The following is a 12,732-nucleotide window of genomic DNA, read 5'->3' on the forward strand; positions in this document are numbered from 1 at the left end:
GCCAGGAAGTCCTCTCTTCTACTTTGTCATACATAGTATGCCATGGTTTCCAGAAAACGGCTCAGGCCATCGCCATGTGATGGCAGTACGAGAGGGCCGGACACTTGCCCAACCGGGTATGACAACAACGCCAACAAGGTCAACCAGAGGACTCGCCATGAATCCCGCCGCTTCACGCAAGCTCACACGCGCCATCCATCTTGCCGGCCTGGCCGCGACCACCGCCTTGCTGGCAACGCCAGCCCTGGCCGAACAGTGGCGCGGCTGGAACATTCATCCTCCCGAGTACCCCAACAGCATTGCACTGGAGACCTTCGCCAAGGAGGTGGACGAGCGAACGGAAGGGCGCATCACGCCAAAGGTCTACCACAACGCCGTGCTGGGGGATCAGCCCGATGCCATCGAGCAGACCCGCAACGGTGCTCTGGATTTCGGCAACTTCAACATGGGCCCCATGGGTCCGATGGTGCCGGCTGCCAACGTGCTCTCGCTGCCTTTCATCTTTGAAAGTGAAGAGCGCATGTACGAACTGATGGATGGCGAGATCGGCGAACGCTTCGCCGCAGCGATGGAGGAGCAGGGCCTGGTCGCGCTGGGTTGGTTCGGGGCAGGCTCGCGCAGCCTCTACAACACCGACCATCCGGTCGAGACTCCGAAAGATGTCGAGGGCATGAAGGTCCGGGTCATGAACAACGACCTCTACGTCGACATGATCGACGCTCTGGGCGGCAACGCCACCCCCATGGCCTACGGTGAGGTCTACCAATCGCTGACGACCGGTGTGATCGACGGCGCCGAGAACAACTTCCCGTCCTACGAATCCAGCGGTCACTACGAGGTTGCCGGCTACTACTCGCTGACCAACCACCTGGTCATTCCCGAGTGCCTGTGCATGGCCCGCAGTACCTGGGACGAGCTGTCCGAAGAGGACCAGGCGGCGGTCCGGGAGGCCGGGCAGATCGCCACCGAGCAGCAGCGTGAACTGTGGGAAGAGCGTACCGCCGCCAGTCGGCAAACGGCGCTGGACGCAGGCGTCGAGATCAATGAGGTTCCGGACAAGTCAGAATTCCAGGCGCTGATGCAACCGGTCTATGAGGGCTTTCTTGCCGAGAACCCGGACCTGGCCTCGCTGGTCGACGACATTCGTGCGGCTCAGGCCGACTGATCCCATTGATACGAGAGCCCCGTCCCCGGTGCCGGGGGCGGGCGGGGAGGCTGATGCGTGAACGCACCCACCGACACCTCTGACGTCGGGTCCGAGCAAACCGAGTCAGAGCAAGAGGGCGCCACGGTACGCCGTGGTGCCTTTCCTCCGGCATCGCCGGAGTCACGAAGCATACGCTACAAGCGAGAAACACCCAGCCGACTGGACCGCATCCTCGACAGTATGGCCCATGGTTGCATCATGGTGGCCGGGGTGCTGCTGGTGTTGCTGATCATCACCTTTGGCTGGCTGGTATTTGGCCGCTACGTGCTCAATGACACCCCCACCTGGGTCGAGCAGACGGCGCTTCTGAGCGTGGCCTACATCACCTTTCTCGGCGCCGCTGCCGGCGTTCGTCACAACAGCCACCTGTCCATCGACCTGCTACGCGACAACATGCCGGCGCCGATCAAGGGTCTGATGCACCATCTGGCGGATCTGTTCGTGGTGGCCTTTGGCGGCTTCATGGCCTGGCAGGGCTGGCAGTTGATGATGACCAACCTGGCACGACCTATCCCGATGCTCGGACTCTCCGAAAGCTGGCGTGCCGCGCCGCTGGCGATCTGTGGCGCGCTGATGGTGCTGTTCGCTGTGGCCAACATCGTCAAGCGGCTTGGCGGCCGGCACAACCCGACCCAGGAGGACTGAGCATGGGACTCGCTATCGTTTTTGGACTCTTTGCCCTGGGACTGGCCGTCGGCGCTCCGGTGGCCTTTGCGGTAGGACTGGCAGCAGTAGGGGGCTTTCTCTATGAGGGACTGCCGCTGTTCGTGGCATTCCAGCGCATCCTCTCGGGCATTTCGGTGTTTTCCCTGCTGGCCATTCCGTTCTTTATCTTCGCCGGCGAGCTGATGCTGCACGGCGGTATTTCCCAGCGCCTGGTGCGCCTGGCCTCTGCCGCAGTGGGCCGGGTGCGCGGAGGGCTCGGGGTGGTCAATGTGACCTCTTCGATGCTGTTCGGCGGGATTTCCGGTTCCGCGGTGGCGGACACCTCAGCGCTCGGCTCCATCCTGATTCCGGTGATGAAGGAAAAGGGCTACGACGCGGACTACGCGGTCAACGTGACGGTGACTTCGTCGGTGGCCGGGGTGGTGATTCCGCCCAGCCACAACATGATCCTCTACGCCGTGGCGGCCGGTGGCGGCCTGTCCATCACCAAGCTGTTCATGGCGGGCATCGTGCCGGGCATCCTGATGTGTGGCCTGCTGGCCCTGGCCGCCTATCTGGTAGCGGTCAAGCGTGGTTACCAGGGCGAACGCTTTCCGGGCTGGCAGGCGCTGGCGATCAGCTTTGCCGCCGCACTGCCAGGGTTGCTGACCGCGGTTATCATCGTGGGCGGCGTGCTGTCTGGCGTGCTGACGGTGACCGAGTCAGGCGCCTTCGGGGCCATCTACGCCATCGTCGTCACCGCGCTGGTCTATCGCGAGCTGCGCTGGGCATCGTTCAAGCAGGCGGTCTACCAGTCGGTGCGCACCACCGCACTGGTGATGATCCTGGTCGGCTGCGCCTCGGCGTTCTCCTATCTGCTCGCCCTCTATAGCGTGCCGGAGTTGCTGTCCAACACGCTGCTCGGGATCACCGACAATCCGCTCGCCATCCTGCTGATGCTGAACCTGATCCTGCTGGCACTCGGCATGATCATGGACATGGCGGCGCTGATCCTGATCTGCACGCCGATCTTTCTGCCGATTGCCGCCCAGTTCGGCATGGATCCGATTCAGTTCGGCATCATGATGATGATGAATCTGGGGCTGGGGCTGTGCACGCCGCCGGTGGGTGCCTGCCTGTTTGTCGGCAGCGTGGTCGGCAAGATCAAGATTGAACAGACCGTTCGCACCATCTGGCCGTTTTACCTGGCGTTGTTCGCCGCTCTGATGCTGGTGACCTACGTTCCGGCACTGTCCATGGCGCTGCCCAACATGCTGGAGTGATGGCGACCATGCCAAGCCCCCTTCGACGAGGCGCCACACGCCGCTGACCACCTACAGGAAAAGAGGCACACCGATGAAGATCGCCAGGGTCGAGACCCATCTGCTGGATCATCCCCTTGAACAGGCCTTCGAAAGTGCTTCCATGCGCTTCGAACGCCGCCAGCACTGCCTGGTGGAGATCACCTGCGAAGACGGCACCGTCGGCTGGGGGGAGTGCCTCGGTCCGGCCCAGGCCAACGCCGCGGTGGTGGCCACCTACGCCGACACCCTGATCGGCGCCAACCCGCTGGAGCATGAAAGACTGTGGCTCGTGCTCTACAACCGGCTGCGTGACCAGGGCCAGCGGGGGCTGACCATGACGGCCCTCAGCGGCATCGACATCGCGCTGTGGGACATCAAGGGCAAGCACTACGGTGCCAGCGTGTCGGAGCTCTTGGGAGGGCGTTTTCGCGAACGCGTCCAGGCCTACGCCACCGGCTCCTTTCGTCGCGATGGCGTGGACCGGGTCAGTGATATCGCCGCGGAGGTGGCGGGCTACGCCGAGGAAGGCTTTCACGGGGTCAAGATCAAGATCGGCTTCAACGTCGAGGAAGATCTTCGGGTCATCGCCGCCGTGCGCGAGGCCATCGGTCCCGATCGGCGTCTGATGATCGATGCCAACCACGGCTATGACCTGCTGGAGGCCCTCGAGGTCGGCAAGCGGGCGGCGGCTTACGACGTCGACTGGTTCGAGGAACCGGTACTACCGGAGCAGATTCATACCTATCGCGCGGTGCGCGATGGCCAGCCTCTACCGGTCGCCAGTGGCGAGAACTGGCATGGCCGCTACGCCATGCAGGAGCCGCTGGCCAGTCGCGCCATCGATATCTGCCAGCCCGACATATGCGGCGTCGGCGGCTTCACCGAGATGCGGCGCGTCGTGGATATGGCGGCGCTTCATGGCGTGCGCCTGATTCCCCATGTGTGGGGCACCGCCGTGTGCATCGCCGCCAGCCTTCAGGCCATGGCGGCGCTGCCGCCCAATCCGCCGAGACGTGAGCCGATCGAACCCATCATGGAGTTCGATCGGACCCACAATCCCTTCCGCCAGGCCATTGTTACCCAGCCGCTGGAGCATCATCAGGGCTGGGTCGATATCCCTGACGGCCCTGGACTGGGCATCGAGATCGATCGCGACGCCCTGACACGTTTCGCCCTCAAGGAGACAAGACAGTGATACCGGCCAATACCCGTCCGCTGGAAGGGCGCGCGCCCAGGCTGAAGGCACCCGCCGGCGCCACCGATTGCCATATTCATCTCTTCCTCGATGGCTACAAAGGCCAGCCAGGCGGGCCGGCGATCAAGGAGTTGGCAACCGTCGAGGATCTCCGGCGCTTCCAGCGCTGGATGGGGCTCGACAGGGTGGTCGTGACCCAGTCCAACGCCTATCAGTTCGACAATGGCGCCTTGCTTGCTTCGCTCGATCAACTGGGCCTGGACAAGGCCCGCGGGGTCGCCGCCGTCAGTCCTGACACCCCGCTGAAAACCCTCGAAGACTGGCATGGCCGAGGTGTGCGCGGCGCACGCATCATGAACCTGGGCGGAGGCGCCATGCCGTTGGCTCGCCTGCCCGAGGTCGAGCCGTTGATCGCGCCCCTTGGGTGGCACCTGATGGTGCAGTTCAATGGCCGCGAGCTCGACCAGCACCTGCCGATGCTGGAACGTATCGAGTGCCCGTACATCATCGATCATATCGGCAAGTTCATCGATCCGGTGCCGGCCGATGATCCTCGCGTCGACGCCATTCTCAGGTTGCTCGATCGCGGCAACGCCTGGTTCAAGATCTGCGCCGGTTATGAAACCAGCCTGAGCGGAGGGCCCGACTACGACGACGTCGGCGCCATCGCCCGGCGGGTCATCAACCACGCCCCGGAACGCATCCTCTGGGGCAGCAACTGGCCCCATGTTGGTGTCCCGCGAGTTCAGTACCCCGACGACCCTGACCAGCTCGACGTACTGCTGGCCTGGGCCAATGAGCAGCAGCGCCAACGCATCCTGGTCGACAATCCCGCCGAACTGTACGGCTTCGGTCGCTGAAGGCGCGTATCACGAGACCCGAGACACGACACCCGAGAAGGAATTCTGACATGTTGAATCGACTGCTGGTCACCGGCGCCGCCGGGGGCCTGGGCACCGCTCTGAGACCTCATTTGAGTCGCTTGGCGAAGGAGGTCCGGCTGTCCGACATGGTCGCCGTCGACCAGGACGTGACCCACGACACCCGCCATGAAGAGATCTTCACGGCAGACCTGACCGACGTCGATGCTGTCGCTCGCCTGGTCGAAGGCTGCGATGGTGTTATCCACCTGGGCGGTGTATCGGTGGAGCGTTCCTGGCAGCAGATCCTGCCGGCCAACATCATGGGCACCTATCACCTCTATGAGGCGGTGCGCCGTCATGACAAGCCGCGGGTGGTATTCGCCAGTTCCAACCACGTCATCGGCTTCTACCCACAGCATCAGCGGCTGGACGCCAAGGTGCCGAAACGCCCGGATTCGCTCTATGGCGTGTCGAAAGGCTTCGGCGAGGACCTCGCCAGCCTGTACTTCGACAAGTTCGGTGTCGAGACCCTGGCGGTGCGTATCGGCTCCTGCTTTCCCGAGCCCGCCGATGCCCGCATGCTGGCCACCTGGATGAGCGTCGAGGATTTCATGGCGTTGCTCGAGCGCGCCTTCTGCGTCCCTGAACTGGGCTACACCGTGGTCTACGGCGCCTCCAACAACGCCGAACAATGGTGGGACAATCGCGAAGCAGGTTTTCTGGGCTGGGTGCCAAGGGACAGCTCCGAACCCTGGCGTGCCGAGATCGAGGCCAGGGGAGGGCGGTTGGCTCCCGATGACCCTTCGGTGCGCTTCCAGGGCGGCAAGTTTGCAGGCCAGGGCCACCCTGACGATAAATAGCCACTGAATCGTCGCGGAAAGCCACCAGGCATCCGTACACCGGGGACCTGACGCCATCGCCTTGATACACTGGCGTCCTGATAGTCAGTGCTGATATACAGCCCTGAAAAATAGCGCTTTGCGGCACGTCGCGTCATCGCCACGCGAACTGAAGAGGAATCGACCATGGCAGCCAAGCCAGCACCCCGCACGGAACCGGCACCGCTAAACGTCAAGAAGCTGACGCGTGAAGGCAGTCTGTCGATGAACGTGGCCGACCAGCTGGAAGGTCTGATCACCGCCGGAACCATCGCCGTCGGCGAGAAGCTGCCGACAGAAAGCGGCCTGTGTGATTCCTTCGGTGTCAGCAGGACGGTGATTCGCGAGGCGGTGGCTCACCTCAAGTCGCTGGGCCTGGTCGAGGCACGGCGTGGTGTCGGCACCACGGTGATCCGGGCCGCACCGGCCGAGGCCATGCCCGCCAAGCGGATTCGCCCGACCACCGTCGAAGATATCCTGCATGTCATCGAGCTGCGGCTTAATCTGGAGCCTGCGGCGGCAGCACTGGCCGCCGAGCGCTTCGAGGCCGACGACGAGACTCGCCTGCGTGATACCCATGCGGCCTTCGTCAAGGCTCGTCAGCAGCGTAGCCAGGCGCGTAACGAGGACTTCGAGTTCCACCACGCGATTGCCAGGGCCACCCACAATCCGTTCTTCCCTCAGGCGCTGGAGCAGCTCAACCTGAGCGCGATTCCGCGCTCGAAGCTCGCGACCAGCGAGGTCAATACCGACTCCACCAGCACCTATCTCAAGCGCGTGGAAGCCGAGCACCAGGACGTTCTCGACGCGATCCTGTCACGCGACCCCGACGCCGCCAGAGCCGCCATGGCGCGCCACCTGGAACGCGCCCGGGAGACTTACCAGCAGTTCAAGGAGAAGGGTTGAGTCAGTGCCGGCCGCCAGTACGTCAGTTGTCATCGGTTGACGCAGTCCGCTCGACAGGACTGCCAGTTCGATGATCTGAATCCGTTGGGCTCGGTGGGAAGCTACCGCCGAGTTCGAGGTAAGTTCGAGGCTGTTATCAGCCTTCACAAGCTTTCATGACCCATAGTTCGCATAATCTATATTATGTTAAATGAGGTGTTTGCCGGTTCTCCCGGACAAGCCTCTGATGCTCTGCTGCCTCCCCTTTGGCGCTTGCGGCCTCCATGTCGATCGTCTGGCTGATTTTCCATCCTGCACAACCCAGCGACGCTTCCTCTCCGCTTGCGAGCACAGGCTAGCTGGCAGGAACCTCACGTTCGATGTCACATCGTGCCACACCGTCGTCTGAAACCCGTCCTCCGGCATCCAGGCAGGCGTCCTGGAGATGCCAGAGCTGGTAACGGCTTCCTGCGTAGAACCCCATGACGAGTCCGGCGACCAGCGCCGTGATGACGATAATCGCTATCGTGCGTCTTCCCTGACGATGTCTGGCTGCCATGGTGATGTCCGGATAGAAGAGATCTTGCTGACCGACGGTGATCAGTCGCCCAACGCTTCCAGCACCAGTTCGGCCACGCGTCGGCCCGAGGCTGGATTTTGCCCGGTGACCAGCCGCTCATCGACTACGGCGAATGGCTCCCAGGCGCGATCCGCCTTCAAATAGAGCCCGCCACGCTCGACAAGCTCCGTTTCGGTAAGAAACGGCACGATGTCGTCGAGCTTGGCCAGGTGCTCCTCGTGATTGGAGAAGCCGGTCACCTTCATGCCCTTGATCAGGTATTCCCCATCATCCCGGGTCACATTGAGCAAGCCCACGGCACCGTGACACACAGAGGATACGATACCGTCTGCCTCGTAGATGTCCCGACACAGGCGTTGGAGCGTCTCGTTGCCCGGAAAGTCCCAGATGACTCCATGCCCGCCCGCCAGATAGATTGCCCGATAGTCCGCTGCGTTGACCTCGTCCAGGGCCAGCGTCGTACCCAGGCGGTTCATGAAGTCCTTGTTCTGATAAGTCCTTGTTCTGATAGTAGTCCCAGTCAATCGCTTCGGCGGCCGCCAGACTGTGGGGATCGATGGGCGTATAGCCCCCCTTGGGGCTTGCGATGTCGCAGGTCCAGCCAGCCTGTTCGACATGATCGATGAAATGCACGGCTTCACCTAGCCACAGACCCGTGGCTCGATCATGATTGGGATACTTGGCGTGACTGGTCACTACCACAAGAATCTTGTTATCCATGGCGAGGGCTCCGACGAGAACGTTGAACCTTGTAGTCGACTCTGTCGCTATCTTGTTGCGTTATTGTAGTCAGCCTCGTGCTAGCTTCAGCAAAGCACGAAAGGTTCTGCATAGTGGAAGCGGAATGCCCAGGGGCGTGTATAGGGACTTGTGTAGCCGCCAATACTCAGGCAACTCCTTGGGTCTATTGTCCCGATTTCTGATGAGGTAGACATGGGCCCCGCTCAGTAGACACCCTTGCGCTTTTCCAGGGGTGCGGGCTCGGGATTGTGGGCGGTTCTCAGCAGTACAGCGGAGCACCTGAGGCGTGATCAACCCGGCCCCAGCATGGACAGCGCTGGCGTCGCTCCTTATCATCGCTTCAATTTGTCTCGTTCGATTAGCTTCCTCGGAAGTGGTCTTGTCGAGTCACACCATTTTTGTCGATGCCGATACAAGGACGCTAGCGTCATGCCCCTCCGACCGACTCGTTTTCTTTCTTTGGCCGCCGCCGCGATGCTCGGTGGCTGTGCTCTGGCACCGGTCGACGCTCCGCCTCCTCCTGAGCCTCTCACGCCTTCGGAATTTCACGCCGAGATCCGAGGGCTCGAGACGCGCCTGGCGGGACGCTGCGACCTGACCCACGACATGCTCAGTGAACAGGCGGCGCAGGATCGCCGCATGACCGCCGATATCCGCGAAGTCGGTAGCCTGCTGCGCGGCGTACGCCAAGATCTGGCCGGGCTCGAGCGCGGCAGCGCGGAGCCCGGTCCTCGGACGACGCAGTGTGAGGCCAGCACCGAATCCGGTATCGACAACAAGGAACTGCTGGGACGCAGCGAGTGGGTTGGCTTGCCCGATGTGGGCACCTATCTGAAGGCGCGGATCGACTCCGGGGCCAATACCTCATCGCTGTCCGCTACCGATGTCACCACCTTCGAACGGGATGGTGACGAATGGGTGCGCTTCAAGCTGGGCCTCAATGAAGAGGATTCGGTGGTCGAGGCCGTGCGCGATGAATGGATCGAGGCGCCGGTAGAACGCAAGGTGACCATCGTCCAGGCCAACGGTGAAGAAAGCCGCCCCGTGGTCAGCCTGCTGATGACCCTCGGCCCGCTGCGTGAACAGGTCGAATTCACCCTGAACGACCGCACCCACCTGAGCTATCCCGTCCTGCTTGGCCGTCGTTTCCTGTTGGATATCGCCGTCATCGACGTGGCACGCCACTACCTGCACGACCGTCCCGAATTCCCAGGAGGGGAATCGGCCAGCGAAGCCGCCGACGAGGAAGCGGCCGATCGTGATGATCAGGAACAGCCCTGAGATAACGCTGTGTGCCGACGCCCCGGGGCGTCGGCCTTTCGCTCCCGATTAAGGAAGACCCATGTCCAGACTGCCCTTTTATCTGATCGTCGCCCTGCTGATGGTGGTTGGCATCGCGATGAGCATTCACCGCCACGTGGAATTCGAGGTCCCCTGGACGCCGGGTGAACAGCGCCAGGTCTGGGAAATCGAGGCTCAGGTCACCTTCGATGGCCAGGGCGAGCCGGCCAAGGTGGACATGGCCCTGCCCTCCTCTCAGGCCGGTTTTCGGGTGCTGACCGAGCACACCGCCTCGCCGGGTTATGGCCTGGCGTTCCTGCAGGAAAACGGCGCACGTCGCGCCGAGTGGTCCACCCGCGAGGCGGTGGGCGATCAGCGCCTCTACTACACCGCCCAGGTACTGGTGACCGAAGGTGCCCGCAAGGCAACCGCTCCGCCCCCGCCGCCGCCGGTGACCGATGTCGCCTGGGAGCGTCCCTACGACACCGCCGCCCAGCAGGTGATCGACCGCGCCTGGGCACGCTCGTCCGACGCCTTTACCTTCGCCCGTGAATTGCTGAGCGAATTCGCCGATGACCGCCAGGGGGAAAATGCCAGGCTACTGCTGACCCAGTTCGATCGTGTGCCGCTAGCCGTGCGCCTGTTGAACCAGGCCGGCGTTGCCGCCCGTGAGGTCAGTGGCCTGATGCTCGACAGCGGCCGTCGGCGCCAGAGCCTGACCTCGTGGATACAGGTCTATGACGGCGACAGGCGCGCCCTGTTCAATCCGGCTACCGGCGAACAGGGCAAGCCCGACAACCTGTTGATGTGGGAAAGCGCTGGCAATGCCGTGCTCGAGGTGGAAGGCGGTCGCGATTCACGTATTTCCTTCTCCATGCTGGTACGCAATCAGCCCGCCGCGGCGGCAGTGCGCAGCCAGCTCGCCGAGGACAGCGATACCCTGCTCAACTTCTCGATTCACAGCTTGCCGCTCGAGGAGCAGGCGCTGTTCCAGACCATCCTGCTGATCCCGATCGGTGCGCTGGTGGTGGTGCTGCTGCGGGTGCTGATCGGCATCAAGACGTCCGGTACCTTCATGCCGGTACTGATTGCCCTGGCCTTCATCCAGACCACCCTGCTCACCGGCCTGGTCGGGTTTCTGCTGGTGGTGGCCGTCGGTCTGGTCATCCGCAGCTATCTGTCACACTTGAATCTATTGCTGGTGGCCAGGGTGACGGCGGTGATAATAACGGTGATAGCGATCATCTCGATCTTCACCGTGCTGTCCTATCGCTTTGGCCTCAATGCGGGCCTGACGATCACCTTCTTCCCGATGATCATCCTGTCCTGGACCATCGAACGGATGTCGATCCTGTGGGAAGAAGAAGGCCCCAAGGAGGTGCTGATCCAGGGCGGCGGCAGCCTGCTGACCGCGGTACTGGCCTATCTGGCGATGAACAATCCGTGGATTCGCCACATCACCTTCAACTTCCTCGGCCTGCAGCTCATCCTGATGGCGCTGATCCTGCTGCTGGGCAACTACACCGGTTACCGGCTGCTCGAACTGCGTCGTTTCAAGCCAGTCACGGAGGACTGAGCCATGCTCAACTGGACCAGTCCCGGCAAGCTCAAGGCCAAGGGCATCATCGGCATGAACCGGCGTAACATCCGTTACATCGGTCGCTACAACAGTCGCAAGCTATATCCGCTGGTGGATGACAAGCTCAAGACCAAGCTGCTGGCACAGGAATACGGCATCACCACGCCGGAGCATATCGGTACGGTGTCGACCCAGTTTAGTGTCAAGCACATCAGCGAGATGCTGGCGGGCCACAACGGTTTTGTGATCAAGCCGGCCAAGGGCAGCGGCGGCAAGGGCATCCTGGTCATCGAGCGCGTCGAGGGCAAGCACTTCATCAAGCCCAGCGGCGCGGAGCTGGATATCGAGGATGTCGAACGCCACGTCTCCAATATCCTTTCGGGGCTCTATTCGCTTGGGGGCTCCCCGGACGTTGCCTTGGTCGAGGGGCTGATCAACTTCGATACCACCTTCGCTGCCTATACCTACGAAGGCGTGCCGGATATCCGTGTCATCGTGTTCAAGGGCTACCCGGTGATGGCGATGATGCGGCTGTCCACTGCCGCCTCCGACGGCAAGGCCAACCTGCACCAGGGCGCGGTGGGCGTCGGTATCGATATCGCCAGCGGGCGCGCCGTACGAGGCGTCCAGTTCGATCGTTCGCGCACCGATCATCCCGATACCGGCCATGAACTGGCCAGCCTGCAGATCGCTGGCTGGACCACCCTTCTTGAACTCGCCTCCGGCTGCTACGAGATGACCGGGCTTGGCTATCTCGGCACCGACATGGTGCTCGATCGTGACCGCGGCCCCATGTTGCTCGAGCTGAACGCCCGCCCTGGCCTGGCGATCCAGATGGCCAATGGCGAAGGCTTGCGGCGACGCCTCGATCTGATCGAGGCGCAGACCGAGGAGCGCAGCGCTGCCGAGCGGGTGGCCTTCGCCCAGCACCACTTCGCCCGCCAGGGCGAGCTGCAGGAAGCCCCGGCAGAAGCCATTTGACAGTTTCGCGTGTCTGGCCCGCCGGCGGGCCAGCGCGTAGACTAGGTTGCCGCTTCGTGAATATTGGACCCCATGACCGAAACCGCCCTGCTACAACAGGCTGAAGCTCACTGCGCACATCGTGGCGTGCGCTTCACCCCCATCCGGCGACGTGTACTGGAACTGATCGGTGAGGCCAGTGGCGGCCTCAAGGCTTACGATCTGCTGGATCGGCTAGCCAAGGATCACGCCGCCGCGCGCCCCCCGACGGTGTACCGTGCGCTGGAGTTCCTGATCGAACAGGGACTGGTACATCGCATCGAGTCGCTCAATGCCTACGTCGCTTGCCCCTGCCCCGAGCATGCCCATCGCTTCCAGTTGCTGATCTGCCGGGACTGCGGGCGCGTCGAGGAATTGCACCTCGACGAGATCAACGAGCAACTGGCAAGTCGTGCCAGGACACTGGGCTTCCAGGTACAGCGCCAGACCATCGAACTGCTTGGCCTGTGCCAGGCCTGCCAAGGCAGCCGCAACGATGGTGCCGAGGAGCGTGCCGACGCGACCGTTGATCCAGTCAATACAGCCTCTTCCACCCCCAAGGACGCCACCTGAGC

The 12,732-nt window shown here is 62.7% G+C and carries 12 protein-coding genes; 11 read left to right on the top strand and 1 reads right to left on the bottom strand.

Annotation, left to right across the window (positions count from 1 at the left end):
* The first annotated feature begins 157 nt into the window (after positions 1 to 157).
* From NFG58_RS09925 to NFG58_RS09955, 7 genes are all read left to right on the top strand, one after another.
* The gene (locus NFG58_RS09925) at positions 158 to 1,165 is read left to right on the top strand and encodes a TRAP transporter substrate-binding protein (RefSeq protein ID WP_222569603.1); all 1,008 of its coding nucleotides are present in this window, start codon (positions 158 to 160) and stop codon (positions 1,163 to 1,165) included.
* A gap of 57 nt (positions 1,166 to 1,222) precedes the next feature.
* Entirely contained in the window at positions 1,223 to 1,852 is a 630-nt protein-coding gene (locus tag NFG58_RS09930; RefSeq protein WP_315901175.1) for a TRAP transporter small permease, read from the top strand.
* 2 nt (positions 1,853 to 1,854) lie between these two features.
* On the top strand, positions 1,855 to 3,135 hold the full coding sequence (locus NFG58_RS09935) for a TRAP transporter large permease (RefSeq protein ID WP_108133621.1): 1,281 nt from the start codon (positions 1,855 to 1,857) through the stop codon (positions 3,133 to 3,135).
* 73 nt (positions 3,136 to 3,208) lie between these two features.
* Positions 3,209 to 4,351 carry a mandelate racemase/muconate lactonizing enzyme family protein gene (locus NFG58_RS09940; RefSeq protein WP_045992071.1) on the top strand — a complete coding sequence of 381 codons (1,143 nt, stop codon included), beginning with the start codon at positions 3,209 to 3,211 and terminating at the stop codon, positions 4,349 to 4,351.
* Positions 4,348 to 5,211 carry an amidohydrolase family protein gene (locus tag NFG58_RS09945; protein ID WP_348828075.1) on the top strand — a complete coding sequence of 288 codons (864 nt, stop codon included), beginning with the start codon at positions 4,348 to 4,350 and terminating at the stop codon, positions 5,209 to 5,211. Before NFG58_RS09940 ends, NFG58_RS09945 begins: the two co-directional genes overlap by 4 nt.
* Before the next feature lie 50 nt (positions 5,212 to 5,261).
* Positions 5,262 to 6,074, top strand: coding sequence for an NAD(P)-dependent oxidoreductase (locus NFG58_RS09950; RefSeq protein WP_348828076.1), 813 nt, complete (start codon positions 5,262 to 5,264; stop codon positions 6,072 to 6,074).
* Between the two features lie 165 nt (positions 6,075 to 6,239).
* Positions 6,240 to 6,998, top strand: a complete 759-nt coding sequence (locus tag NFG58_RS09955) for a FadR/GntR family transcriptional regulator (protein ID WP_213227835.1) — start codon at positions 6,240 to 6,242, stop codon at positions 6,996 to 6,998.
* A gap of 579 nt (positions 6,999 to 7,577) precedes the next feature.
* On the opposite strand, the gene NFG58_RS09960 is transcribed toward NFG58_RS09955, so the two are convergent.
* Positions 7,578 to 8,033 (bottom strand): type 1 glutamine amidotransferase domain-containing protein, encoded by a 456-nt coding sequence (locus NFG58_RS09960; RefSeq protein ID WP_348816115.1) that lies wholly within the window; start codon positions 8,031 to 8,033, stop codon positions 7,578 to 7,580.
* Positions 8,034 to 8,727: 694 nt separating this feature from the next.
* On the opposite strand from NFG58_RS09960, the gene NFG58_RS09965 reads away from it, so the two are divergent.
* The 4 genes from NFG58_RS09965 (at position 8,728) to NFG58_RS09980 (ending at position 12,730) form a co-directional block, all read left to right on the top strand.
* Complete coding sequence (locus NFG58_RS09965; protein WP_108133627.1) at positions 8,728 to 9,579, top strand: ATP-dependent zinc protease; 852 nt, start codon at positions 8,728 to 8,730, stop codon at positions 9,577 to 9,579.
* Positions 9,580 to 9,640: 61 nt separating this feature from the next.
* Positions 9,641 to 11,155: an inactive transglutaminase family protein gene (locus tag NFG58_RS09970; protein ID WP_348828077.1), complete on the top strand. Its 1,515-nt coding sequence runs from the start codon at positions 9,641 to 9,643 to the stop codon at positions 11,153 to 11,155.
* A 3-nt stretch (positions 11,156 to 11,158) separates the two neighbouring features.
* Positions 11,159 to 12,139: an alpha-L-glutamate ligase-like protein gene (locus NFG58_RS09975; protein WP_348828078.1), complete on the top strand. Its 981-nt coding sequence runs from the start codon at positions 11,159 to 11,161 to the stop codon at positions 12,137 to 12,139.
* Positions 12,140 to 12,211: 72 nt separating this feature from the next.
* Positions 12,212 to 12,730 (top strand): transcriptional repressor, encoded by a 519-nt coding sequence (locus NFG58_RS09980; protein ID WP_348816116.1) that lies wholly within the window; start codon positions 12,212 to 12,214, stop codon positions 12,728 to 12,730.
* Positions 12,731 to 12,732 lie beyond the last annotated feature (2 nt).

Origin of the sequence: Halomonas sp. RT37, assembly GCF_040070525.1 — a bacterium.
Lineage (GTDB): Bacteria > Pseudomonadota > Gammaproteobacteria > Pseudomonadales > Halomonadaceae > Halomonas > Halomonas litopenaei.

Bases quoted from the DNA above. Each gene is read 5' to 3' on its own strand.
- NFG58_RS09940 (WP_045992071.1), top strand. From the start codon at position 3,209: ATGAAGATCGCCAGGGTCGAGACCCATCTGCTGGATCATCCCCTTGAA.
- NFG58_RS09975 (WP_348828078.1), top strand. From the start codon at position 11,159: ATGCTCAACTGGACCAGTCCCGGCAAGCTCAAGGCCAAGGGCATCATC.
- NFG58_RS09925 (WP_222569603.1), top strand. From the start codon at position 158: ATGAATCCCGCCGCTTCACGCAAGCTCACACGCGCCATCCATCTTGCC.
- NFG58_RS09970 (WP_348828077.1), top strand. From the start codon at position 9,641: ATGTCCAGACTGCCCTTTTATCTGATCGTCGCCCTGCTGATGGTGGTT.
- NFG58_RS09965 (WP_108133627.1), top strand. From the start codon at position 8,728: ATGCCCCTCCGACCGACTCGTTTTCTTTCTTTGGCCGCCGCCGCGATG.
- NFG58_RS09960 (WP_348816115.1), bottom strand. From the start codon at position 8,033: ATGAACCGCCTGGGTACGACGCTGGCCCTGGACGAGGTCAACGCAGCG.
- NFG58_RS09955 (WP_213227835.1), top strand. From the start codon at position 6,240: ATGGCAGCCAAGCCAGCACCCCGCACGGAACCGGCACCGCTAAACGTC.
- NFG58_RS09950 (WP_348828076.1), top strand. From the start codon at position 5,262: ATGTTGAATCGACTGCTGGTCACCGGCGCCGCCGGGGGCCTGGGCACC.
- NFG58_RS09980 (WP_348816116.1), top strand. From the start codon at position 12,212: ATGACCGAAACCGCCCTGCTACAACAGGCTGAAGCTCACTGCGCACAT.
- NFG58_RS09935 (WP_108133621.1), top strand. From the start codon at position 1,855: ATGGGACTCGCTATCGTTTTTGGACTCTTTGCCCTGGGACTGGCCGTC.